This is a genomic window from Schaalia suimastitidis DSM 15538 (assembly GCF_000429105.1).
Lineage (GTDB): Bacteria > Actinomycetota > Actinomycetes > Actinomycetales > Actinomycetaceae > Pauljensenia > Pauljensenia suimastitidis.
Genome location: NZ_AUBF01000008.1, coordinates 87,289 through 110,918, shown reverse-complemented (window position 1 = coordinate 110,918; position 23,630 = coordinate 87,289). Strand labels below are relative to the sequence as shown.

Genomic DNA, 23,630 nt, shown 5'->3' with positions numbered 1-23,630 from the left:
GTTGCCTGTATCACATCTATTATGCGCCTGTGACGCAAAAAAACACAGTGCCGCGCGCAGTAGACGAAATACTTGCCATGATTGATGGCCTTAATCATCTCTATCCTGATGCTCGATGCGCACTCAATCACAGCAATGCCTTTGAATTGCTGGTCGCAACGGTGCTCTCGGCACAAACCACGGATGTGCGTGTCAATCAGGTCACACCAGTTCTATTTGGCAAATGGCCGACACCACACCGCCTTTCCCAGGCACCTATCACCGAAGTGGAAGCTGTCGTGCGCCCGCTAGGTTTTCAGCGTCGTCGAGCAGCTCATATCATTGCGCTTAGCCACGACCTTGTCGAATATTACGGCGGTGAGGTGCCCGGTGTTGCCACCCACCTTGAAGCCCTTGCGGGGGTCGGCCACAAGACAGCTAATGTCGTATTGGGTAACTGGTTCGGCGGATCGTATCTCACGGTAGACACCCACGTCGGCCGCTTGTCGAGGCGCTTCGGATGGGCCGCCTCGACAAACCCTGCCATTGCGGAACGTCAGATTGTCGCCGTAGTGGAGCAAGCCTCGCCAGGTATCAACCTGACGAGGCTATCCCACCAACTCATCGACCACGGGCGAGCGGTGTGCAGCGCAAAAAACCCTGCGTGTGGCACCTGTGCGCTACGTTCCCATTGCCCGCGTATCGGCCTTTAACGTAGGCCCGCTGCCTTTTCTGCCTTGCGGCGTGCGCGGGCAGTGAAATGTGCGCCGGTAGGGTTGACGACCTCGACCTCCGCACGCAACGCTTCTTCTTTGCGGCCACGGCGTCGAACAGAGTGAGACACCATACCCAACGCAATCAGCCCCAATGCCAGCAGTGTCAGCCGACCTGAGTACCCCGACGCTTGGATGTGGTGGGCGAAATTGCCGCCTACCACATGCAGGTTCGACACCCACGCGAGGAACGCCTCGGTCACAGTGCGTGTCCACGCGGGGGCAAAGAGCCATGGAAGCCCCACAATGAGCATGATCACGCCACTGACCCAGGCGCCCAGCGAAGAGCGAATGCTCGCCAATACGAGAATAAACGCAAGGACAACGGCTGCGCTCAACTCGATCAGTGCTGTGGGGGACAGGTTGCCAGTAACACCAGGGCCAGCCGGGTTAAGTGCCATGCGAGCGCCTGCGTCAGCTGCAAGGAACCACGCGAAGGGAACGAAAAGAAGGAACAGGATGAGGGACCACCAGTGCGCTCCTGACCGGGACGGCATTTCTGGTGCGAGTGATGCACCGTCAAAGAGCGCATCGTCAAGGCTTTGTGGGGTTTGAGAGGGGAGGGGCCGGACCTCTTCGTCGTCAGCGCGCGGCTTCCACGCTCCCGCGGCGGGAGTATCCGGGGTGTCAACGGCTGCCATCAAGGAACGTCGTTGGACGATCGTGTCTTCTATTTCCGACTGGATATCTTCGTCAACTGATGCATCATCAAAGCGATTGCGGAGCACATCTTCAACAGGCGCATCGGTGCTGATGTCTGCTGCCTGTCGTACTGCGGCAGCATCGTCAGCTGACATCACCGGAATGGTCGTGGTGTGTGCGCTGGCGTAGGAGGATTCGGCGTCTTCATTGTCGAGGCGGTCCTCACCGTTTTGCGTTTCTTGTCCGGTTGCGCTTCCTAAGGTCTCGGCGGCGCCTTGGTCGGTGTCGTGCGCACTCGTGTTTGGTGCGGGCACCGCGCTTGCCTGGGTGCCCGATTCTTCCGTGGGGGCAGCGGCGGGGCGTGTGTCAGGTAATGCTGGAGATTCTAAGGTGACTTCTTCGCCGGAGAGTACAGGTTCGCGGTCACGTACTGCAGCCCAAATTGACTCCGCAACACGATCAACCGATGGTGTTGGTGTTGGTGTTGGTGTTGGTGTTGGTGTTGGTGTTGGTGCTGGTGCTGGCTGCGCTGTGGCTTCAACAGTCGTTGAGGCTGCCTGCGATGAGGTTTCGTGCGCTACTACGGTATCGCCTGCCTGCGCCGTGTCGGCCTCAGCGTTTTCAGAGTGTGTGTCTGTCTTCGCCGTGTTGGTATCGTCTGTCTGCGGCGTGTTGGTACCGTCTGTTACCTGCGTGGTCACAGGCACAGCCTGCGTCGGGGCTTCCTCAGCGATGGGCAGTGAGGAAGACTCAGATGAGACAATCGGGCGGGTGATCTCGATGTCAACATGGTCAGTTTCGTTGGTGCCAAAGGCTGATTGCTCCGCTTCCACAACAGAGGAAGTAGCATCGGAGGCTGTTGAGGCCCCATGGTCGTGAGGCGCATCCGCGGTACCAGTGGCGACCTTGTCCTGCTGGGTGGGTGTGTCGTCCGGTGTGCTGAGTGCGACGGCCTCGTCCAATTTTTCGACGGCACTTGCCTCATTTGATGGCAGGGCCGAGGCCTCGTCAACGGCATCTTCCACACTTTGGCTCGCGATGTGAGCTGATGAAGCCTCGAAAGGTTGGTCTGTGTCGCGGTCCCCTTGAGGTGGCAATTCCTGGTCTTTTTCCGACATGAAGATCCTCCTTGTTCAGGGCACACGATAACTCCCTAATGGCGCCAAATGAGTCAAGCGTGACGGCCCGCCGCAAAAATATGGCAAATATTGACCCTGGCGCCTTGGCTACCCCAGTGTTGTGCTGACCTCGGTGTCGTGGTCCGGTGTGTCTGCCGTGCTGCAGTCTGGTGTACCAGTTGCACTGTGGTCCGGTGTTCCTGCCGTGCTGCGGTCCGCAATGGGCGCGTTATCACTTATTGATCGAGCGACAGCCTTCCGCACCCAGTGCACACCCAAGGTGGCAGCAGCAAGTACCAACCCCCAACTCGCCAAAATTGGCGCACTCAAAGCAATGGCCGTTGCGGATTTGGTGCCAGGTGTGACCACGCTTCCACTCAACGTTGCCCACAGTGGTAGGACAAGGTAGAACGGGAAAATAAGGAATGCCCATGCGCATACCTGCGGCCCAAAAAGAGACCATCGCGACGCAAAGGCCACCAGGCCAAGACATAACGCCGCCACTGCCGCCAATCCCGGATTAAAAGTCGCTGGATCGAAAAGGCCAGACAAACCTTCGATTGCTACAAGGCCACTGTCTTTGGGCGCGGCAGAGGCCAATGCAAAGGCCGCGGCCAGCGTCAGCGGCACTGTTGCAACCGCAACAAGAGCACGAATCCGTTGGTGCTTCAGGCGAGCCGCGCGCGAAGTTTCGTCAGATCGGAGGACGCAGCGTTTCACAGCGGAACGTTTAAGTGCCACCGCCAATGTCGACCCGAGCAGGATGGCGAATATCCCCACAGGGTGAAGATTCCACACAGCTGACGCTCCAAGATCATCGGCGGTGGTCGACATTGAGAAGACGCCCGGAATATGAAGCACACCCAAGAATTGGAGCACGGCAATGGGCAATGAAATAACTGTAGCCACTACAAGGCCAGCTACGGAATCCTCGCAGTTAATTGACACTAATCCAATGAGGATGGCTGACATCGCCATGCCGATCATGCCTTCCACAGACGCCAAGGGCTGTCCCGTAGCTGTTCGCATCAACACGTCAGCCATCGCACTGCCCAGCAATGTGAGTGCGATCGGGGAAAAAACCAAGGAAAATAGCGCCGACCGGAAGGCAGGCGAAGCAAAATTGGGGCGCTGCATTCCTCCAGTGTCGCACCGTCACACAAGTTTTGCCTGGCACATGCCACGATCTGCAGATGCGAAGGAAGGTTAGGGTAGGACAGTGACTATAGATGCCCTTGTGAACCCGCCGTTGTCTGTGCTGTATGAAGCGGCCGACGATCCGGCAGTACAGGCGCGCCTTCTTCAGGTGCGTGAGGCAATGACACGCCTCCGCTTCCACGAGGGTCTACGTCGCACCTGGGAAGCTGCACGTGCCGAGGCCGCCATACGTGAAGCAGTTGCCCTGTCCTTACTCGAAGGCGTACGTACCAGCGTGGATGATCTACGTGCATGGACACTGTCAGATACTAACCTTGACAGAAAGAACACCGACCCTGGCCTGGCACTTGCGCTTGGAATATGGCGAAGCCAATGGAATCTCGCTTCGTCGTTCCCGGCACTCAATAGCCGCCACGGACATACGCCGCTCGCCCACCCCTTGCCGCGCGTCATTGCGGGTTGTCATCGGGATATTGCTTCCGTCATGCTGGCAGGTGGGTGGGTAGAGGCCGATATGGTTGCCATCCCTCGCGACACCATGCACCTGTCCTATGCTCAAGAACTCATAGCCTCGTCACTACCGGCACCACTGCTCTGCGCGGCTCTGATTGCTCACTTCCGATTCCGTGAGGTATTTACCCCAGCATCAGGTGCTGTGGGCAGCGCTGTTGCACGGTGGCTTTTGGTAACTCGTGGCGTTGATCCAACCGGCGTGGCCGTGATTTCTGCCCTTGACGGCACCGACGCGGCGCGCGCCTCGCAAATGATGGCAGGCTGGGTCCGTGCCGATACGGCGGGGGTTGCGCGCTGGTACCTGCATGCCCTCGACGCGATGATCCATGGTGCCCGCATAGGAGCCGACGTCGCGCGGCACGTGCAGGCTGGGCGCCTGCACTAGGTGTACCGATAGGTGTGCCAATGGCATTAGTGGCGTTTGGTGCGAATAGCCCACGCGGCCAAGGCAGCGGTCACGCTCACACCGGTAAGGACCGCGGCAGCGATGGCGACATACAAGCCCACATGATCTTCATGGATCGTGCGTTTAAAGGTCATCATTTCCCAGCCACGCTCCTTAGCGACCTTCGCCAGCGCTGCATCGGGGTTGACGGCCACCGGGTGACCAACGAGTTCCAGCAAGGGAACATCAGTAATGGAATCAGAATACGCCCACGATTCGTTGAGATCCCACCCCTGCTCCGCGGCCAATTCCGCGCAGGCACGTGCCTTATTCTCCGCGTAGTTGAAATGCGGGATTGTGCCAGTGAAATGCCCCTCGTCGTCGCATTCGGCAACAGACCCAATGGCGTGTTGCGCACCGAGGGCAGTAGCGATTGGGCGCACCATTTCACCAACGGATGCAGAGGCAAGGACCACCGGAGTGCCGTCAAGTTGGTGGCGTTTGATTTCGTCAAGGGCACCAACGAAACACTGCGGGATGAGTGCTTCGTCAACACAGGCAACGACAAGTTCCTCCAATGCCCGCGCATCCCAGCCTTTAGCAAGTGACCCCATACTTTGGGCCATTTGCTGCATACGTGAATCGTCCGCTCCGCGCAGAAGATAAGGAATGTGGAGCAGCACGGCGGCGGCCAGTGCGCGGCGGCTCAGCATCCCTGCTTGGCGCAGTGAGCGGCGCAATGCCATTGCTGCTGCGGTGGCGAGGATGGTTTTGTCGAGGTCGAAAAATGCTGCGCCACGAGGGGGGTGTCCCGCTGGTCGATGTGGCTCACTCATTATCCAACTCCTGCTCGTCATGGCGCGTCGGTGCAGCCATGTGGAAAGACATCGTCATGTTTTCACAATAACTATCGATTTGACAGTTTTCCACACCTTAGCAGTCTTGGCGCACTCTGGCTCACCTAATGCGCTCAACTACATATGAGGAGAAAGGAGATCCGGTGCAGCAACGCCTTGGCCCCCACATTGTGGGCGACGACTTAACACGTGCAGACCTGCGCGCCCTGCGTGCCCTTATCGCCCGCCTGCCGCTAAAGGCGGGCGCCCCTTCACTCACCGTCCTGCAACAACGACAAGACGGTGACGACGTCGCGCTTGCCCTATGTGGCACGATCGATGCGTGCCAATGGTGGCGTAGTCGCTTCGTGACAGCAATCCATGTGGGTTCAGGCGGCGGCATACAACTGCCGCGTGACGAGGCCGTGCTGCTTACGCTCATTGAGGCAACCCTTGGGGGTGGCTCCCCCGACAATGCGAAACACGCACTTCGCTTGGCATTTGCTGGTTATGGGCGCCGTGATACACCACCACAGGTCGTGAGCGCCTGCGCGCGGGCTTTGGCTGCATCCAAAAGTACATACCAGCCAGTTGTCATCAATGCTGCCGGCGACGCGACATATTGCCCTGATACGAATGGGATCTTCTGGGCAGATCTTGACGCCAACGAAGACACATACCTGCCTGAGATGGCATCGGCGCTGCCAGCATGTGGAACCTTCAGAGTCCTTGAAAGCAACCATCACGGTGCCGCATGTGCTGACGACGTGCGGATAGTAAAAGTCTTGGAGGCGCTGACTACGCATGTCACCTTGCTAGATGTGGGCCGCTGGGATGACCGCGCACACAAGGCAATTGAGTGGGTCGACGCACTAATTCTGTGCGGATCGGGCAGAGCTGACTCCATTGAGGCCGCCTGCATCGCACTTAGCCGGTGGGCACCGCAGGTGCCGCTGGCACTCCTGACCACTGGCAAGACGTGGCCGCTGGCACGTGCATTGCTTGATCAAGCCACCGATGGGCCATCGCATGTACAGCGATGCCCGCGTGGTCGCGCCTCGTGGCTGCGCCTCGTTCATCGCCTGACCCACCAAGACGTGAGGGACATCGGACCATGAGTATCAGCCGATACGTGCCACCGCGGGTGGGCGTACCACTCGACAGAGGAATGCAACGCCGCGAACCTGTGCAGCGCAACGATTCGGTGCAGCACAGTGAAGCAGTGCAGCGGCGCGAAACGATGCTCCGCGCCATTGCTGACGGTGCGAAGGCCGACGAATCAGCACGCAAAGCTTTGCGGCCAGGTGCAGGAAGCAGCGAATATGCCGCATTGGAATACGAAGCACGCGCCATCGCTGCCGGAACGGAACCAGTACTGGCCGCAATCCTCGCCGACCCTGCAGTCAGCGACGTTTTCGTTGTCGCAGGCAACGTATGGGTAGACCGGGGGAGCGGGATAGAAAACCTCGGTGTCAGCCTTGGCGACGAAAACAAGGTGCGGGCACTTGCTACCCGCATGGCCGCCGCCTGCGGCAGACGCCTCGACGATGCGTGCCCAGTAGTGGACGGTACCCTACCCGGAGGTGTTCGCCTCCATGCGGTACTGCCACCCATTTCGCGCGACGGCACACTGATATCCCTACGCTCCTTTGGGCCTTCGGCGGTGAATTTCCCGCAAATGTGTCAGCAGGGCAGTATCAACAAGCGGATGGCACGTCTGCTTGAAGCGATGGTGGATAGGCGGGCCAATATTTTGATTTCCGGCGCCACAGGCTCAGGTAAAACAACCCTGCTGGCCGCCCTGCTGGCGCTGGTCCCACACGATCAGCGCATCATCTGCATAGAAGAAGTAGCTGAGCTTCGACCCGACCATCCCCACGTGGTATCCCTTCAAGAACGCACAGCAAATATCCAAGGCGCAGGTGCGGTAACCCTCGTGGACCTGGTACGTGCCGCGATGCGGATGCGCCCCGACCGCCTCGTCCTTGGAGAATGCCGCGGAGCTGAAGTACGGGAAGTTCTGACCGCACTCAATACGGGCCATGACGGTGGGCTTGCTACTGTCCACGCCAACAGCGTTGAAGACGTGCCTGCCCGCCTCATCGCGCTGGGATCGCTGGCCTCCATGAGCCCACAAGCGGTGAGCGTACAAACGATCGCCGCACTCGACGCTGTGATTCACATGCGTCGAACCGCAGGGAAGACACCTGAATACCCAGGACATCGGTGGGTGGGGCAGGTGGGCATATTTGACCTGCGCGAAGGAACCCTTACCTGCATGAGTGCCATAAAGATCGACGCTGACGGTTCTGAACACCTCGGACCCGGCTGGGAGAGCCTGTGTCGGCGCCTCGGAATTGACACATAAGACAAGGCACCGACCATGGACAACGTACGAATCCTCAGCGTCGTGGCAACACTGAGTGTTCTCACCTGGCTGGGTGAACAGATCTATCGGGCACAGCGCATCCGTCAACGGATTGGCCGCAGTGGGCACCACCGTGGGCTGGGAGCACGACGTTCTTCCTCGGTGCGCCTTGATGAAGCCACACTTGCCCTGCTGTGCGTGGAAGTGGCCGCGCGAATACGTGCAGGCAACTCGACCGTTCAGGCATGGCAACGTTCCTGGGCGCGACTCAATATGGGACAGGACGCAACACTACTTGAAGCCGATGGGACAGGCATACCCGAGGTACTTCACGCTCTGGCAGAGCGACGCTGGGGTGACTTGGGAATGGTGCACGTCGTGCGTCGACGACGAGCCGCCGTTGCGCGCACAGCACGTGCCCTCCTAATCGCCTGTCGCTACACCGCACATGCGGGTGCACCACTTGCGGACATCCTTGAGTCGACTGCTGCAGGTATTGACGAGGCCGAGGCCGCCCACGATGCCCGAGCTGTGGCAGCGGCAGGTGCCCTCACCTCGGCGCGCATACTCGTTGCGATGCCGCTGGTGGGTGTGGCCTTAGCGCAGGTCATCGGCGCCAATCCGATCGCCCGATTTGGTGATGGCGCGTCAGGGAGCATCAGCCTGGCGGTAGGTGTGGCCTTTTTCGTCAGCGGACTGGGGATCACTACAACGCTGTTGCGCCGCGCACGCCACAGCGTGCGCTACGGCCTCGATGGGCCCATGATCTGCGATTTAGCGACGGCTGGACTTGAGGCTGGGGCAGCAATCCCCACCGTGATCGAAGCTCTTGGAAATGCGTGTGAAGACACTGCGGTAGCCGCCATCGGGCGACGTCTGCGCGTTGGTATGTCATGGAGGGGAGCATGGCGAGGTGTGGACGAGCCGTGGAATATACTTGCGCAGAGTTTGGAACCAGCCTGGTGTGATGGCGCGTCACCAACTGTGCTGCTGGCACGTACAGCGGCGCAGATTCGTGCACGCCGTCTTGTTGAGGCGCGAATAGATGCAGAAAAACTGGGAGTGCGTCTTGTACTGCCGCTTGGTGCCTGCCTGCTACCAGCATTCATTGCCTTAGGTGTGGTGCCGATTGTGCTTTTCCTTGTCGAATCTGGGATATTCGCACAGTGATATGTGGTCACGACAGCTGCAACGACTGCACTGCATGAGCATCGGTCGACTGGGTAGGCGCCGACACACTCACAGTGGCCGTTTTGCACAGTGGACAACCGGCACTTTTCCACAAGACGCATTGGTCGTCTTTCGTATTTCCACAAACCATAGACGTGCGCTCGCGGGCGGCTAGGAGCAGTCGCATGGTGGTGGTACCGGAAATACCGGTTTACCCAAAGGAGGTCCCATGATGAATACGCTTCGCAACGCAATGAGCGTCAGAAATAACCTAAGTAGGTCCGTGCCTGACACGATCGCTAGGCGCAAGGCAGATGATGCCGAAGAAGGTTCCACTACGGTGGAATACGCCATTGGTGCGGTTGCTGCCGCAGCATTTGCTGGACTGCTATTGGTCATTCTCAAATCAGACGGTATGCGTGCAGCTCTGCAAAACATTATTGAGCAGGCATTGTCGCTATGAGTACGGTGAGGCGGCGCGCCACTACACAACGGGAACGCAACCGTGCGTCTAGCAATGAAGAGGGGATGGCTACCGTCGAAATAGCGATCGGCATGGTTGCGGTGGTGATCGTCCTTGCTATCGTCGTTGCAGTGGTCAGTGCAGGTATCGCTAGGGTAAAGGCCTGCCAAACAGCCCGTGACGTTGCGCGCGCCGCTTCCACTGGCCTCACCTTGGCTGACCCCTCAGTGTCGGTCAGTGTGAATGGACGATGGATTACCGCCACTGCCACTGCTCATCTTGGTCGCGAATTGCTACCAGGAGGTGTCGCCCAGTGTTCGGTGACCACACTCATGGAAAGCCATCTCCCATGACTGCGCCACTTCTTTCGATGCGGTGGATCAACACCACTGCGACCTGCCTGAGTAAACACAACTTCCGACTCCGGGCGTGCAGATGCGCAGATCAGAGGGAAAGAGGCTCCGGCACTGTTGCCACAGTGGGTGTACTCGTGGTGGCAATTGTCCTTTTGGGTGCACTTTTGGTGGTTTCTGCGCTTCACTATGCTCAGGCGCGCGTCAATGCAATTGCTGATCTGTCTGCATTAGCAGGTGCCGATATCTCAGCAGTCGCTGACATGTCAGCGGTGGCGCAACAGCCATGCGATCGTGCCCAGCAGGTCGCGTCGGCTAACGGTGCCGAGCTGATTCGCTGTGAAGTAGCTGGTACCGATATTCGCCTCGAATTAAGGCAACGGGTTGCCTTGTCTACTGTTACGCATTTGGGCATTGCGCCGTATGTGAGTGGCAAAGCACGGGCAGGTCCGCAAGAAGGGGAGTAGCCTGGCGACCTTGCGCGTAGTCACGTCACAACGGGAAAACTAGGCATCGAGGCGTTACACGAAGTTGAGTGCGTGACGCTGGCCATGTGACGCCTGTGGGTATGTCACACAGAGAAATGCTTACACCATCGGCTCCGCGCACGTTCTACCAGGGTGCAGCGCGTACTATCACGGACAATGCTGGACAAGGAAAGTCAAGAGCGCGATGGCCCCGTCTTTCGACAAAGGATCATTGCCATTGCCGCACTTTGGAGATTGGATACACCGCGGACACCCATCACTACATGCGCAGGTGGACACTACCTCAAGCGTGGACGTCATCCACTGCGCGAGGCGATCGAACCCGGTTTGTGCGTGGCCTGCACCGCCTCGATAGGCGTCGTGGACAAATACTGTTGGTGCATTCGTGTCGGGATGTAACGCAGCCGACAAGCCACCCAGATCCCACCGGTCGCATCGTGCCAGTAGGGGCAACATCGCGATTGAGGCATGTTCTGCGGCATGAAGTGCCCCAGGTAGGTCAGCGTCAGCTATTCCCATGCGTGCAACAGAACTGGCAGTGAGCGTGTACCACACCGCTTTCGTGTCCAAACGGTGCGTTGGAAGTGACAACTCCTGGTTGCGGATAAAGTCGAGACCGGGTAGGCGCAACAGATCAAAATCGGTGACCTTCGTTGACACAACAACAGGGCCAAAATGCCATGTCACAGCACCATCGGGACTTGTCCACGATGCCTCAACACCTATAATGTCCACCGACACATGCTGTTTGGCGCGCGTACGCAGTGGTGTGCGCACCTCCTCGACCATGGCGACGCGTTGACGGTCATCCGACTCGCCTGAGGCACCTTGAAGGAGCGGCGCCAATGACAAGACGTGGAAGGTGCGGCCCTGATGGACATAGATCGCATCGGGAAAGACCTGCGCATCAGCCGATGTGTTATCCACGGTGCCAATCACGGCACCCGAACGCACGTCGATGATTTGCACGTCGCCACCGGCGCCTCGCAAATCGGTGAGGTCACTGGGGCGTTCCTTCCGTGTCGCATCCCAAAACCACCCTGCGTCGCGACGCTTGAGCAACGCATCATCAGTGAGCCGAGCTAAAACCGCTGGCGCAGAAGGGCCAAAAATGCTCAGATCGTCCCCATTATCCAGGTGCGGTGCTACAAGCGGGAACTCTGCAGCAGCGGCACACAGATGAGGAGCCAGTACCCACGGGTTATTCGGATCAATGACGGCAGCTTCAACCTGCTCAAAAATTTCCTCACCATGGTGCACCAGATAGGTATCTAAAGGATTCTCAGAGGCCACCAACACCGAAACCCCTTCGGAACCGGCGCGGCCCGCGCGGCCAGCCTGCTGCCAGAAAGAGGCACGCGTACCCGGCCACCCAGCGGTAATCGTGGCATCCAAGCCCGAGACGTCCACCCCCAATTCCAAAGCAGAGGTCGTCGCGAGTGCACGAATATCTCCTTGTCGCAGCGCTTGTTCTAAAGCACGTCGCTCATTGGGCAAATACCCGCCACGATAGGCTGATACCGCATCAGCGTACTGGTGCGAAAGCGACCGTAAACGCTCATGTACCTGCGCAGCTACCGCCTCGGCCCCCGCACGTGAACGCACAAAGGTAAGCAGACGCGCACCTTGAGAGACCATTGCCGACGTGAGGATGGCTGCTTCGGTCTGTGCTGAACGGCGCTGCATCGGCGCATACAGGAGCGCAGGGTCCATTGGCCCCTGGTCGCCACGTCCATCGCTACCTAATTCTGCTGCACGTTTAGCCTGTTCAGCAGCCGTTACGGCGCGTAGATAGTGGTCGATATCGACCGTGTCAGGGTCAAGGATCTGCGCACCTTGCCACAGGACAATATGGTGTTGCCCAGCAGGTGACCCGTCCGTATCAATGGCGACGCATGGCCTGCCTGTCATCGCTTGGCCAACACTAGCGGGGTCTCGTACGGTTGCCGACAACATGATGACGCGAACGTTGGCGCCTAGGCGCCGCGCAATCCGCAGCAGACGGCGCATCACTAGCGCAATATGACTGCCTGTTACGCCCCGCCAATAGTGCAATTCGTCAATGACCACGTAGCGTAGCGAGGCCAAGAAACGTCGCCACCGCTCGTGCCCAGGCAGCATGACATGGTGAAGATAATCGGGGTTTGTCAGCAGAAGATCCGCGTGGGAACGCGCCCATTCCTTTGCTTCACGAGGCGTATCCCCGTCCGCCGTCGCGGCTCGCACCATCGTCAGCGGCGAGGGCTTGTCGGCAGTGCTGTCGAGCGTGGTCGTACCCCGTAAGAGGCGCTGTAAGGCATCCAATTGGTCGGCAGCAAGGGCCTTTGTTGGCGCGATATACAAGCAGGTGGGGCGACGGTGGACATCAGAGATCCTTTGTGAATGGCTCGTTGTCGCCAAGTCGCTAAGGATCGGCGCCCAGGCTGCCATGGATTTTCCAGAACCGGTCCCGGTTGCCAGCACGATATCGTGGCCATTATGTAACGCTTCTAAAGCCTGGACCTGGTGTGACCACGGATTTTTCACGCCACGGGCTGCCCATGCTGCGCGCACATCGGCGTTTATCCAATCGGGCCACGCAGCATAGGAGGCGGACCTGGCCGGCAGTGTGGTCACCGATACGAGGCGGTCGTCACCTTCGGCGAGTGTGCGCAACAGCTCCACCAGCGGGTGTTCTTGGGTTTGCGGCGCCTGCTGCCCAAAGGTCGGGGCGTCAGTTGGTGGTGTCACCGGTACCGCATTGCTCGCATGCCTGTTGGATGTACTCAATGGCGGTGATACCCGTTGAGAGGCCCGCTGCGAGGTTGTCTTTGAGTTGCACATTTGAAAGCCCGGCGGCAGTATCGACGGCGAAGTCGGCACATATTTGGACGTGGCCGTCCTCTCCGTTGACCCAGTACATTGTGGGGAAGTATTTTTCGCGATTCCAACTGTCGCAAGCAGCAAAAACCCACGAGGAGACCTCCGCAGGTGTCATGCCTGTATCCCAAATTGCGCGGATTGAGAGGAAGCGGCCCGTTGAGTCAATGGAGAAAAGGAAAGGAACCTTGTCGAAGACTGCGCCGGCTGCCTTGCCTGGGACGAGGATGTCGGCTGCGTAATCCATGTCATTCATGGTCTTGAGTAGACGTTCAAAGTCCAGCGGCCATGGTGTTGTGTCGTTGTCGGGAACGGCGAATGGAACGCTCACGGCTCAACCTCCTCATTGTCATCCCACGTCACAAGGGATGGACATGCGGCTTCAAGATCACGGAAGAAACACATGATGAGTGACATGGATGATTCGAAAAAGGTGTCCAATTGAGTGGGGGTGAGGCCAGCAGTGGCAACGATATTTGACTCTGCGATCAAGCCGAAGTGTTCCCCGTCTTCAAAGGGTGCAAGGTAGGCTTTCGGTCCGGTGCGTGTGGCATTGCACTGTGCGATTTGTTCGGCGAGTAGCGCAAAGGATGATCCGTCTGCAGCAACACCACGCCATTGCCCGCGTACCTGTAGTATCTGCGGATTCGAGGTGTTGATGTGGAATACCGCATTGTGGGTGGGGACCGCGAATTCGGAATCTGAGATCGAACCAAAATGAATGTCGCGTCGGCTCAGCATCTTTTCGATGCGCGCGGTATCGACAGGTGTCGGAGTGGACACGATTCCTCCTGCGAGGGTTGACGGGCGTAGTCCACTGTAGTTGAGGTCAGCCGTGACGGCGCGGGCAAGCGTCCTTGTTCCGGTGTCGGTCGTGGGCTGGGCTATGTAACGTGGGTAGGCGCTGGGCTTAGCGGTGTGGATGAGCGGTGGGTTTTGTGGCTAGGTCCATGGTGGGCCTAGCTGTGTGGCGTGCACGCCCAGTCCGTGCCGCATGCTTGCTTAGTCCGCGTTGTCAGTGGGTCCGGGGGTCTGAGCAGTGTCGTACTTTGCCGTTGCGGCGATAGTGTTGGACGTGCGGCCCGCGTGCTGCGGAAGACGATTCTTGCCTCGGCAAGTACAGTGGGCCAACAGAGGTAGACATTTTGGTGGAGGTGACAATGAAGGAACAGCAAGAAACGGCTAGTGCCTCGATGCGTCGACGCGGCCCCGCGCGGCCCCGAGGGCACAAAGTTGCTTCAACGTCCTCGACGACACATTCAAGTCTGCCGCGTCTTTTTCGCATAGATAACACTCCGGTCCCCTATGAGCTGCGTTTGCGGCGGCGAATCGTTGGGGCGGTGCTGTGCGCCATCATGGCGCTCTTCCTGACTTTGACGGCGATGGCTACCACCTGGGGACAAAGTATCGACACTGTCGCCATGGAGGCGCTGATGACCTGGTCGGCAAGCGTTTTACATGTGGGCCGTACTGTGACGGGGATTATTTCGGTGCCGGTTTTAATTGGTGCGGCTGTTGTCGTCGCCATAGTCGCCGTGCTGCGTCGTCGGCCGACGTTGGCAGGACGTGCACTTGGAATGCTACTTGCCGCCAATGCCACTGTGCAGATTCTTAAATGGCTGTTGCAGCGTCCTGACTTGGGTGTGGTGACCTTGGTGAGTAACTCACTGCCATCAGGACATGTCGCCGTTGCCATCTCGTTATGTATTGCGCTGGTGATGGTCGCCCCCGAATGGCTACGAGGCCCTTCAGCGTGGTTTGGTTGGGTGTGGACATCGCTGGTGGGTGTGATCGTGATGGCTTTTGGGTGGCATCGCATCAGTGATGTGGTGGTGTCGGTGTTGATTACGGGGATGTGGGCATTACTGTTGTCGCCTATCGAAACGCGTCGCCGACACAGTGTGCCACTGCAGCAGCTCATGACTCTTGTGGTGCTTTTCTCGGCTGTCGTTGCGGCTGTCATGAGCCTGTGGGCTTTGTTAGGCGTTGATATTACGGCTGTTGCCGAGCCTGGGAATGGCTACGGTTTTGAAGATTTTCTTGCAGACAACCCATTAAAGACGCGTTTATTCGCTTTTGCGTCTGTGATGTGGATCGTTGCCACTGTAGGGGCCGTTGTTAACGCCGTTGATCGTCTCTCCGGCCAGTAATCGCCTAAGCGGCTGCCAGCACGCCTGTCGTCATCGCATTACCGCCACCATGCCTGTGGTCAGTATTTACCTGCGGCGACTACACCTGTCGTTATCGCGGTAGATGACGTGGTGTGTACTGCAGTGATATTGCCGAGGCGGTGTCAGTTTCGCGGTCGTGTTGCCGTTGTTCCTGCAGTGGCGTGCGCCACGTGTGGTCAAGTGGCGTGAGTTAATTCAGGTTGCAACCACTGAAAGGGACGAAAGTCCGTGCCTTACTAGGTAAGCTGCGCATTTGTCTGCCTGCACGGTTTACGTGATGAGACACGCGGGATGTTGCACTGGAAAAGCGTCACCCCCATATGTAGTGTCTAAGAGTCACGCTAACCACTGTATGTAGTGGTTGAAGCGTCAAATAATGCGATGATGCCATCAAGGCCAATGCCAAGCGTAAATGCCTGTCGCTTCGTCGCCACACAGCCCACAACACGGCCCATCACCCGTGTATTCGGAACGACCAGCGAAGGTAGCCATGAACGAGCGCGCCCAGACCACCGCCACCCCCACACGCTACGACGTGGACGCCATTGGCACAATTGAGGAATACCTCAGCCGATCTGACTGGCGCGTCAACGCCAACGCGAACCAGGGCTACTCTCTGGGCGGCATGATCCTCAACGCCGCCGGAAAAATGGTGGCCAATTACTGGCTCGAACGTATTTACACCCCCGAAGCCGGAGCGGCTCACCGCAGCGGAGACATCCACATCCATGACCTCGACATGTTCGCCGGATACTGTGCTGGCTGGTCACTGAAGAGGCTCCTCCAAGAAGGCTTCAATGGCGTATCAGGAGCCATCGCCTCGGCCCCACCCAAACACTTCTCCTCTGCCTGCGGACAAATCGTCAACTTCCTTGGCACCCTTCAGAACGAATGGGCAGGAGCACAAGCATTCAGTTCATTCGACACCTATATGGCACCCTTCGTTCGCCTCGACAATATGGAATACGACGAGGTCGTCCAATGTATGCAAGAACTGGTATATAACCTCAACGTGCCAAGCCGCTGGGGCAGCCAATGCCCTTTCACGAATCTTACCTTCGACTGGACGTGCCCTGACGACCTCGTCGACGAATACCCTTTCATTGGCGGTGACGTCGTTGACTTTACCTATGGTGAACTTCAAGCCGAAATGGATATGATCAACCGCGCCTTTATCGACGTCATGCAGCAAGGTGACGCCGATGGTCGCGTCTTCACCTTCCCTATCCCCACGTACAACATCACGCCTGATTTTGATTGGGATACACCCAATGCTGAGCGTCTCTTTGAAATGACCGCGAAATACGGCCTGCCGTACTTCCAAAACTTCATTAACTCCGACCTTGACCCGCATATGATCCGCTCCATGTGCTGCCGTCTACAGCTGGACCTGCGTGAGTTACTCAAACGCGGCAACGGTCTCTTTGGGTCGGCAGAATTAACCGGCTCCATCGGTGTGGTTACCCTCAATATGGCGCGCCTAGGGTACCTTCATGCAGGCGACATTGACGGACTGTATGCGGCCACCGACCGTCTCATCGACATCGCCAGCACCACCCTTGAAGCAAAACGCGCGGTGATACAACACCACATGGACTCCGGTCTTTTTCCCTACAGCCACCGTTACCTCGGCAGCCTTGACAATCATTTCTCCACCATTGGTGTTAACGGCATGAATGAAATGGTTCGTAACTTCACTGGCGATGCCTACGACATCACTGATGATGCTGGTTTTCATATGGTTGCTGACCTCCTTGATCATATCCGTGAACGTATGGTCTCTCTTCAAGAAGCGACGGGTCATATGTATAACCTGGAAGCCACACCTGCCGAAGGCACCACCTATCGTTTCGCAAAAGAAGACCGCAAAGCCTTCCCTAACATCCTCCAGGCGGGCAGCGCCGAGCAACCCTATTACACGAATTCCTCACAGCTTCCGGTGGGCTTTACTGACGATCCTTTCGAAGCGTTGGAACGTCAGGAAGTCCTCCAAGGCAAGTACACCGGGGGGACTGTCCTGCACCTGTATATGGGGCAGGCAATGAGTAACGGGCAGGCATGTAAAGAAATGGTGCGTCGCTCCCTCACGGCCTTTAAAGTCCCCTACATTACGATCACTCCAACCTTCAGCATCTGCCCAGTACACGGCTACCTATCAGGTGAGCATCTCACCTGCGAAAAATGCGCCCAGGCTCACCCTGACCGTGAAGCAGTTCAATGTGAAGTGTGGACACGCGTCATGGGGTACTTCCGTCCCGTACAGTCCTTTAACGTGGGCAAGAAAGGCGAATACGCTCAGCGGCGCATGTTTTCGGAAGAGGCGGCCGAGCAGCACGGTGAACTTGTCAGCGCATTCCCACCGGTTGGGCAGCGGTGACGATTAACGAGGCCGGGAACGGTAGGTCCGCTGCCTGCCCTATGCCCAGCCCAGGTGCCGTGCCGATAGATGTGCAGCTGTCTGCCCCGCAGGCTGTGGCACCGCCTACCTTGGTGCGTCCACGTGCCGACAGTGCTGATGACCTGCAAATCGCTGGACTTAGCCCCATGTCGGCCGTGGACTGGCCAGGAAAACTCGTCGCCACAGTCTTTTGTCAAGGATGCCCGTGGCAGTGCCCGTACTGTCATAACGTCGCTATCATCGACCCGCGTATCCCAGGCGTTATTGCTTGGTCACGCGTCGAACAGTTGCTAAAGCGCCGCCATGGCCTCCTTGACGGCGTCGTCTTCTCAGGTGGTGAAGCGACGCGGCAAATCAGCTTGGGAGCTGCGATGCGCCGCGTGAAAGACCTGGGTTACCAGGTGGGGCTCCACACTGCCGGTCCCTACCCCACGCGCCTGAAGACACTGCTGGCCCAAGGCCTCATTGACTGGGTTGGCCTCGATATTAAGGCCCTGCCTGGGTCATCCTACGAGCAGGTCGCTGGCCGTGCCCATGCAGGAGAAAAAGCCTGGGAGTCCCTTGACGTCCTTTTGGGATGCCCGGATACCGCCTACGAAGTACGTCTGACCGTTTACCCTGATGGCCCACGCGATGTGCTTGAGGTAGCTCGGCGGCTGCGGCAGGCAGGTGTCGGTTATTTTGCCCTCCAACAGGCACGGGCCATGGGGGCGCCAGCGGACTTTGTGGCGACAGCGAAAGGGTGGGACGGCCTCGTCCAGCGCTGGGCTGAACAGATCGAAACCCTTGGTTTTACGCACTTTGAATACCGCAGCGCATAGACGAACGATGGGGGGCGAGACCAGACTGTGACATACTCGCGCTGCACGTGCGGCTACTTGCCGGGTAAAGTAGCAAGAACTCGATCGGTCAGTGGAGGCGGACAGTGAGTCAAACAGAGTTGCCCGCAGCGCACGGATTGGCGGCTTCAGCTGCTAATCCTCATACGTCGCCTGCTGTTTTGCGTGAAATTGCCTACCATTACCCGCAACTGCGGCTAACTGTTGCCCAAAATCCTGCCTGCTACCCGGCTCTACGCCGTTGGATCCACGAACAGGAGAAAGCAGGTAACGCCACAACTGGGGAGTTATTTCCTTTGACGCCGGTGGCTCAAAGTCCCCAAAAATCGCACTGGCCATTGTTGGTCACAGTAATTGTCGCAGCGCTTGTACTTGCCGGTGGCACATGGTTCCTTTTGCGCGAATTTGGCGCACGTAACGACGGTGCAGGCGGTGGGACCGAGCCGACGATCATCATCGAAGGTAAAGATCCTCAGCCTGAGGAGCCCGCTAAAACGCCTGCACCGTCGGTAGAGCCCACAACGGAGGAACGTTTCCCAGCTCCGGAAGGATCGCAGACAGTTGGACTGGTGCGTTCACCCTCAGGAAATATTGAGTGTGTTGGTGGGCAAGACTCCCTCACCTGCACGATCGTCACCCACGACTGGGAAAATACAGACCAGGAAAACTGTACGTCAACTCAATTCACGCAGGTGATCTTGGGCTCGGAAGGGGCTCGCCGTACCTGCGGTGGTGCGTTGATACCGCAGTCAGGTGGAAGTGTCACTGTTGCCTATGGAAGCAGCGCAGTGACAGGAAGTTTTGCCTGCACCTCAACGGAAAAAGGCATGAGCTGCTGGAATCGGTACACAGGTAAGGCAATTGCTCTTGCACGCCAAGGGTGGACCAGTAGCGATGAAGGTCCCATTACCGAGGCGAATTTCCCCTGGTAAATACCGCGCGGCTGCGCTGGACGGCCGGTATGGTGTCGGCTCACAGCAACGACATGTGGCCAAGCAGATGCCGTTACCACTCGATGTCTTGTAGGTTTGTTCTGTGAGTAATCCTTTTGACACTTCTACGTACGGGCCAACACCACGCCAAAGGTTTCGTCGTGAGCGCCAGCGCCGCCAAAATATTACCTTCAGCGTCGTATTCGCTGCCCTGGCTGGTTTAGTTGTCATCAGTTTGCTGGTGCTGAACGGCATCATCCCATTGCCTATCGGCCAGACCTTCAATGCGGAAGAAAAATTTGCCGAAGTCGGTGACGTACCGTGTCCACCAGCCAACACACTTCCCGTTGCAGCTGAGATGGTCAAAGTGCAAGTTCTCAATGCGACGTCACGCCAAGGTATCGCTGGCGAAGCCACTGCGTTGCTGCAGGCAGCTGGATTTACTCCATTAGAACCAGGTAACTCAGCTGAGGAATATGCTGGACGTGTCCGCATTAGTGCAGGTCCTAGTGCAGTTGCTCAAGCCTATACTGTTGCGCGTTTCTTCCCAGGCGCACAGGTAGTGCTGTCAGGTGCAGCCGATGACCTTGTGATCGTCGAACTGGGTGAGTTCTTCGACGGCGGAGTCGCCCAAGCAGATTTAGCCAACGTTATCGGCGACCAGAGTGCCCTAGTTGCCCCGTCGAATTGTCTTCCCCTTAAAGATGGCGTTACCTCAGATAACAACGCCGTGACCGACACAAGCTCGAATTAGGGGAGAGCCACCTGCTCTTTCCCAACGCGAATAATCAAGCCATCAGCAAGTAGGCCTTCCAATACGCGCGCAGCCTGCGCCTCTTCCGCACCTGGAAGTGTCGCCTCGGCAAGAGCCTCCTGCCACGTAAGTGTCGGCGCGCCCGATGCGTCACCACGGTGCCGACGTCGCAGTGCCTCAATAACCCGGCCACGCGCCTGCCTGTCAGTGCCGGTCCAAGCTTGGCTCCGCCTCGGCGAATGCGTCACAGGGAAACCTGTGCGCGCCCACTGACAATGCTGACGGAGCGGACAATCGTCACACTGTGGTGTTCGGCTGGTACACACCAACGCACCAAACTCCATCACCGCCACATTCCATCGTGCAGCCGCTTGGCCATCGGCCGGAAGTACGGACGTTGCCAACGCGATTTCGCGTTTGGTTGGCGCTGCACTTGGGGGCGCAGACTTTCCGCCGATAACGCGCGACAAAACACGCCGCACATTTGTGTCCAACACCGGGCGACGCTGATGAAACTGAAAAGAAGCGAGGGCACTGGCCGTATACGGGCCAATGCCGGGTAAGGAAAGCAATTCATCGTAGTCAGCTGGAACCTCGCCGCCAGGGCGAGCTGCAATGGCGGCAGCGCAGTCTCGCAGGCGCAAAGCACGGGAAGGATAGCCTAGGCGGTCCCATTCCACAAGGACATCAGCGGATGCCGCTTGAGCAAGAGCTGCCGGAGTGGGCCAGCGACGCATCCATACAGTCCAGATAGGTTCCACACGCAAAATGGGTGTCTGTTGACTCATTACCTCAAAAACCAATGTCGCCCACGGGGTGACGTCAGGGCGGCGCATGGGAAGGTCTCGGCCATAGCGGGTATACCACTGATCAAGCAGGGGAGCGAGGATGCGAGCCAAAGCAACTTCAGTGCTGTAGAGGCTGGCTTTCGGCATCCAAACTCCTTGAGTGACGCGCTGCGGGCAATAAGTGACACCCTAATGTATTTAGATGTGGATGGCTTGTCGGCTGTCCCCGCCGTGTGTGCCACAATGGCTAAGGCTTCGTTCCACACAACTCAGGAGATATACCGATGAGCGCTTACGATCCCCAATACCCGGGCGCACAGGGTGCACAACCGCAGTACGCACAGCAGGCCTACGGACAACCGCAATATCAGGTGCAGCCTCAACAAAAGTCAATGATCGCTGCGGCTTTGCTCGCATTTTTCCTCGGCTGCTTCGGCGCCCACAATTTCTACCTTGGGTACACCGGACGCGGTATCGCGCAGCTTCTGCTCACGCTGCTGTCCCTCTTCCTTTTGTCGTGGGTGACTGCAATCTGGGCATTCGTTGAGTTCATCCTTATCTTGATGCGTTCAGGCTCTTACGGCCATGACGCCAACGGTGTGCCACTGGCAAGCTGAGCGTGGGCCGATAACGGCTACACCAAAAGCTCACAAATGGCGGATTTTCAGGATATTTTCCCTTGAAAATCCGCCATTTCGTGTGTGCGCCGCCATTTCATGGCAACTCGAGCGCAGAAAAAACCCTTGCGCACAGGCCCGAAAGGTGCACGGGCCAATTGTTGAGACCGTTTAGAAAGTCATCAGTGCGTCAACTACACGTTCAAAATCCGAACGAAGTTTGGCTTGTGTGAGTGCCTGCAAAACCTCAACAGGCTTGTCGGTGATAATCCCATCAACACTTGAGGCAGAAAAACGAGTAATCGACTCAGCCGAATTCACCGTCCACACCACAGCACGTTTCCCCGCTGACTGGACCTGGAAAATGCGATCCTCAGACGCTAATCCTTCTTCCATAATGAGGTAGTCAGCGGGTATCGCTGTAATATCGCCTAACGCAAAGTAGAACAGATACCCCGATAGTAGCTGCGGGTAGTGCGCCTCAGAATATTTAATGAGGTCAAGATCGAGGCTGAGGATCACCGCCTGGGATTCCATGTGGTTGCGGCGGATCATCTGGGCCACATCGTCCACCATCTGCTTATCCGCGGTGGCACCCTTCAGCTCAATATAGAGACCAATGCGTCCACGGGCGGCTTCGAAAACCTCATCCAAAGTGGCGATATGGCGCGACGGGGCACCAGCAGTGAAAGTATTTTTCACCTGCAATGCGCGGATTTGCTCAAGAGTCATCTTCGAGGCGCGGCGTGAGTCGCCTGCGAGGCGCTGGAAGGTCTCGTCGTGGTTGACGATGTAGTACCCGTCCGCGGTTCGTTGCACATCAATTTCAGTCCACGCCGCACCAGCATTAGCGGCAGCAACCACGCCCTCAACGGAGTTTTCTGCATCAAGGTTCCCCCCGCCTCGGTGAGCAACGACCGCAATAGGGCCGGAGTGGGGGAATAGCACATCAAAGGCATAAGCGCCAAAAGCAGATAGGCCAATCAACGCCACGATGCCTGAGGTGAAGGCACCAATTAAGCGTGGCCACGCTTTGCGATCTTCACGACGAACAAGGGCAATATCACGCCGCGTAAACTCCTGGCCCCCCTCGCTCTGAGCAAAATAGCGTGTAGAGCCGCGCAGTCGTAACGGAGCCGACAGGAAAATAATGACAGCCATCGCAGCTGAGGCTGACAAAGTGACCGCAATAGCGGACATACGTGAAGCAAACAGGGATGACGACGCCCACTGGGTACCTATAACGGTTAACAGTGCAACAGGTCCAAATACGCAGATGACACTGACAGCAAGTGAGAGGAAGCTGCGCAGTACAGAGCGAAGTTGGTGGCGCCAGTGACGCCTCGTGAAACGCGCCGACATGCGCATGGCCTGCAACGGATTGAGGTCTAAGACCAACATGGCGGGCACCGTTTGCAGTAGGAAAAAGGTCACCACAACACACACAAGAACGACAAATCCGTATGCGAGGCTATACCACGTATTGTCGAAGATGACGTGCTGGACGAATGCCGGTATCTTCAGCCATGACAAGCCTGCGAGGGAGGGACCAAAACCGGCCAGCGGAACAAAAAGGCTGGGTACAAGTACGAAAACCAAGGTGCCAGGGTGGAAGAAGCGCGGCACGTGGCGTAGTGCCATCCACAGCAGCGTGCGGGCACTGGGGAGAGCTTCACCGCACATGCGACGCATTTCGACAATGACAAAGGCAACAATGTCGGTGACCAGCATTACTGTGAGGAGAAAAAGACTCAGCACAATGATGATGAAGCCATAGGGGCTAAAAAGGAAGCCTTTGAAGTCCCCTGAACTGATTGATGTGCGTCCTGACAGGAGGATCAGACCGTGGGCAAGAAAGCGAAATAACGGAAAGACCACGAGCGACAAAAGCAGTTTGGACAACAGATGGTATCGGATGTAGAGCCATAAATCCGATGGGGTGCCGCCTCTAATAAGCCACGGGATAGCGACAGGGAGCGGTTCGTGCTGTACGTCAGATTTGGGCGGCATAGTATTCCTTCACAAC

22 protein-coding genes are annotated in these 23,630 nt (G+C 57.7%); 14 read left to right on the top strand and 8 right to left on the bottom strand.

The annotated features are described in order from the left end of the window. Positions 1 to 29 precede the first annotated feature (29 nt). Positions 30 to 692, top strand: coding sequence for an endonuclease III domain-containing protein (locus tag G438_RS0103960; protein WP_240470974.1), 663 nt, complete (start codon positions 30 to 32; stop codon positions 690 to 692). On the opposite strand, the gene G438_RS12450 is transcribed toward G438_RS0103960, so the two are convergent. Then, entirely contained in the window at positions 689 to 2,512 is a 1,824-nt protein-coding gene (locus G438_RS12450) for a UbiA family prenyltransferase (RefSeq protein ID WP_051259273.1), read from the bottom strand. The genes G438_RS0103960 and G438_RS12450 overlap by 4 nt on opposite strands. Before the next feature lie 108 nt (positions 2,513 to 2,620). After that, a complete protein-coding gene (locus tag G438_RS10685; protein WP_051259272.1) occupies positions 2,621 to 3,649 on the bottom strand; it encodes a hypothetical protein in 1,029 nt (342 codons plus the stop codon). Between the two features lie 82 nt (positions 3,650 to 3,731). Between G438_RS10685 and G438_RS0103945 the strand changes: the two genes are divergently transcribed. Continuing rightward, positions 3,732 to 4,568 carry a hypothetical protein gene (locus G438_RS0103945; RefSeq protein WP_026460238.1) on the top strand — a complete coding sequence of 279 codons (837 nt, stop codon included), beginning with the start codon at positions 3,732 to 3,734 and terminating at the stop codon, positions 4,566 to 4,568. A gap of 26 nt (positions 4,569 to 4,594) precedes the next feature. On the opposite strand, the gene G438_RS10680 is transcribed toward G438_RS0103945, so the two are convergent. Beyond that, positions 4,595 to 5,404 carry an HAD family hydrolase gene (locus tag G438_RS10680; protein ID WP_034285039.1) on the bottom strand — a complete coding sequence of 270 codons (810 nt, stop codon included), beginning with the start codon at positions 5,402 to 5,404 and terminating at the stop codon, positions 4,595 to 4,597. Positions 5,405 to 5,568: 164 nt separating this feature from the next. Here G438_RS10680 and G438_RS0103935 point away from each other — a divergent pair, with 164 nt between their 5' ends. The 6 genes from G438_RS0103935 to G438_RS10665 all read left to right on the top strand — a co-directional run bounded on the left by G438_RS0103935 (position 5,569) and on the right by G438_RS10665 (position 10,225). Beyond that, positions 5,569 to 6,522 (top strand): hypothetical protein, encoded by a 954-nt coding sequence (locus tag G438_RS0103935; RefSeq protein ID WP_026460237.1) that lies wholly within the window; start codon positions 5,569 to 5,571, stop codon positions 6,520 to 6,522. Further along, positions 6,519 to 7,772 carry a TadA family conjugal transfer-associated ATPase gene (locus G438_RS10675; protein WP_240470973.1) on the top strand — a complete coding sequence of 418 codons (1,254 nt, stop codon included), beginning with the start codon at positions 6,519 to 6,521 and terminating at the stop codon, positions 7,770 to 7,772. Before G438_RS0103935 ends, G438_RS10675 begins: the two co-directional genes overlap by 4 nt. A 15-nt stretch (positions 7,773 to 7,787) precedes the next feature. Beyond that, the gene (locus tag G438_RS10670; protein ID WP_051259271.1) at positions 7,788 to 8,942 is read left to right on the top strand and encodes a hypothetical protein; all 1,155 of its coding nucleotides are present in this window, start codon (positions 7,788 to 7,790) and stop codon (positions 8,940 to 8,942) included. Between the two features lie 229 nt (positions 8,943 to 9,171). Next, a complete protein-coding gene (locus G438_RS0103920; RefSeq protein ID WP_026460236.1) occupies positions 9,172 to 9,405 on the top strand; it encodes a DUF4244 domain-containing protein in 234 nt (77 codons plus the stop codon). A gap of 65 nt (positions 9,406 to 9,470) precedes the next feature. After that, the gene (locus tag G438_RS12445; RefSeq protein ID WP_026460235.1) at positions 9,471 to 9,758 is read left to right on the top strand and encodes a hypothetical protein; all 288 of its coding nucleotides are present in this window, start codon (positions 9,471 to 9,473) and stop codon (positions 9,756 to 9,758) included. Continuing rightward, positions 9,755 to 10,225, top strand: a complete 471-nt coding sequence (locus G438_RS10665) for an Rv3654c family TadE-like protein (protein ID WP_165569225.1) — start codon at positions 9,755 to 9,757, stop codon at positions 10,223 to 10,225. Before G438_RS12445 ends, G438_RS10665 begins: the two co-directional genes overlap by 4 nt. Before the next feature lie 168 nt (positions 10,226 to 10,393). On the opposite strand, the gene G438_RS0103905 is transcribed toward G438_RS10665, so the two are convergent. Genes G438_RS0103905 through G438_RS0103895 form a run of 3 tightly spaced genes read right to left on the bottom strand, consistent with a single transcriptional unit; the run spans position 10,394 to position 13,888 of the window. Further along, positions 10,394 to 12,976 (bottom strand): DEAD/DEAH box helicase, encoded by a 2,583-nt coding sequence (locus G438_RS0103905; protein ID WP_338054384.1) that lies wholly within the window; start codon positions 12,974 to 12,976, stop codon positions 10,394 to 10,396. Beyond that, complete coding sequence (locus tag G438_RS0103900; RefSeq protein ID WP_026460233.1) at positions 12,960 to 13,436, bottom strand: YbjN domain-containing protein; 477 nt, start codon at positions 13,434 to 13,436, stop codon at positions 12,960 to 12,962. The genes G438_RS0103905 and G438_RS0103900 overlap by 17 nt, the downstream gene beginning before the upstream one ends. Next, positions 13,433 to 13,888, bottom strand: a complete 456-nt coding sequence (locus G438_RS0103895) for a YbjN domain-containing protein (protein ID WP_026460232.1) — start codon at positions 13,886 to 13,888, stop codon at positions 13,433 to 13,435. Before G438_RS0103895 ends, G438_RS0103900 begins: the two co-directional genes overlap by 4 nt. A 377-nt stretch (positions 13,889 to 14,265) precedes the next feature. Between G438_RS0103895 and G438_RS0103890 the strand changes: the two genes are divergently transcribed. The 5 genes from G438_RS0103890 to G438_RS10655 all read left to right on the top strand — a co-directional run bounded on the left by G438_RS0103890 (position 14,266) and on the right by G438_RS10655 (position 20,199). Next, positions 14,266 to 15,255, top strand: coding sequence for a phosphatase PAP2 family protein (locus G438_RS0103890; protein ID WP_051259270.1), 990 nt, complete (start codon positions 14,266 to 14,268; stop codon positions 15,253 to 15,255). A gap of 511 nt (positions 15,256 to 15,766) precedes the next feature. Further along, positions 15,767 to 17,653, top strand: coding sequence for a ribonucleoside triphosphate reductase (locus G438_RS0103880; RefSeq protein WP_034285036.1), 1,887 nt, complete (start codon positions 15,767 to 15,769; stop codon positions 17,651 to 17,653). Positions 17,654 to 17,694: 41 nt separating this feature from the next. After that, the gene (locus G438_RS0103875) at positions 17,695 to 18,495 is read left to right on the top strand and encodes an anaerobic ribonucleoside-triphosphate reductase activating protein (RefSeq protein ID WP_084403044.1); all 801 of its coding nucleotides are present in this window, start codon (positions 17,695 to 17,697) and stop codon (positions 18,493 to 18,495) included. A 104-nt stretch (positions 18,496 to 18,599) separates the two neighbouring features. Further along, positions 18,600 to 19,445 carry a variant leucine-rich repeat-containing protein gene (locus G438_RS11895; protein ID WP_026460228.1) on the top strand — a complete coding sequence of 282 codons (846 nt, stop codon included), beginning with the start codon at positions 18,600 to 18,602 and terminating at the stop codon, positions 19,443 to 19,445. A 103-nt stretch (positions 19,446 to 19,548) separates the two neighbouring features. Continuing rightward, entirely contained in the window at positions 19,549 to 20,199 is a 651-nt protein-coding gene (locus G438_RS10655; protein ID WP_051259269.1) for a LytR C-terminal domain-containing protein, read from the top strand. Here the strand turns inward: G438_RS10655 and G438_RS10650 are convergent. After that, entirely contained in the window at positions 20,196 to 21,134 is a 939-nt protein-coding gene (locus G438_RS10650; protein ID WP_084403042.1) for an HhH-GPD family protein, read from the bottom strand. The two genes, G438_RS10655 and G438_RS10650, sit on opposite strands and share 4 nt — an antisense overlap. 137 nt (positions 21,135 to 21,271) lie before the next feature. Between G438_RS10650 and G438_RS10645 the strand changes: the two genes are divergently transcribed. Beyond that, entirely contained in the window at positions 21,272 to 21,604 is a 333-nt protein-coding gene (locus G438_RS10645) for a TM2 domain-containing protein (RefSeq protein WP_051259268.1), read from the top strand. A gap of 171 nt (positions 21,605 to 21,775) precedes the next feature. On the opposite strand, the gene G438_RS0103850 is transcribed toward G438_RS10645, so the two are convergent. Continuing rightward, positions 21,776 to 23,614, bottom strand: a complete 1,839-nt coding sequence (locus tag G438_RS0103850) for a glycerophosphodiester phosphodiesterase family protein (protein ID WP_026460227.1) — start codon at positions 23,612 to 23,614, stop codon at positions 21,776 to 21,778. Positions 23,615 to 23,630: the final 16 nt, after the last annotated feature.

Coding starts and splice junctions, on each gene's coding strand:
- G438_RS12450 (WP_051259273.1), bottom strand. CDS start 2,512: ATGTCGGAAAAAGACCAGGAATTGCCACCTCAAGGGGACCGCGACACA.
- G438_RS10685 (WP_051259272.1), bottom strand. CDS start 3,649: ATGCAGCGCCCCAATTTTGCTTCGCCTGCCTTCCGGTCGGCGCTATTT.
- G438_RS10680 (WP_034285039.1), bottom strand. CDS start 5,404: ATGAGTGAGCCACATCGACCAGCGGGACACCCCCCTCGTGGCGCAGCA.
- G438_RS10675 (WP_240470973.1), top strand. CDS start 6,519: ATGAGTATCAGCCGATACGTGCCACCGCGGGTGGGCGTACCACTCGAC.
- G438_RS10670 (WP_051259271.1), top strand. CDS start 7,788: ATGGACAACGTACGAATCCTCAGCGTCGTGGCAACACTGAGTGTTCTC.
- G438_RS0103920 (WP_026460236.1), top strand. CDS start 9,172: ATGATGAATACGCTTCGCAACGCAATGAGCGTCAGAAATAACCTAAGT.
- G438_RS12445 (WP_026460235.1), top strand. CDS start 9,471: ATGGCTACCGTCGAAATAGCGATCGGCATGGTTGCGGTGGTGATCGTC.
- G438_RS10665 (WP_165569225.1), top strand. CDS start 9,755: ATGACTGCGCCACTTCTTTCGATGCGGTGGATCAACACCACTGCGACC.
- G438_RS0103890 (WP_051259270.1), top strand. CDS start 14,266: ATGAAGGAACAGCAAGAAACGGCTAGTGCCTCGATGCGTCGACGCGGC.
- G438_RS0103880 (WP_034285036.1), top strand. CDS start 15,767: ATGAACGAGCGCGCCCAGACCACCGCCACCCCCACACGCTACGACGTG.
- G438_RS0103875 (WP_084403044.1), top strand. CDS start 17,695: ATGCCCAGCCCAGGTGCCGTGCCGATAGATGTGCAGCTGTCTGCCCCG.
- G438_RS10650 (WP_084403042.1), bottom strand. CDS start 21,134: ATGCCGAAAGCCAGCCTCTACAGCACTGAAGTTGCTTTGGCTCGCATC.
- G438_RS10645 (WP_051259268.1), top strand. CDS start 21,272: ATGAGCGCTTACGATCCCCAATACCCGGGCGCACAGGGTGCACAACCG.
- G438_RS0103850 (WP_026460227.1), bottom strand. CDS start 23,614: ATGCCGCCCAAATCTGACGTACAGCACGAACCGCTCCCTGTCGCTATC.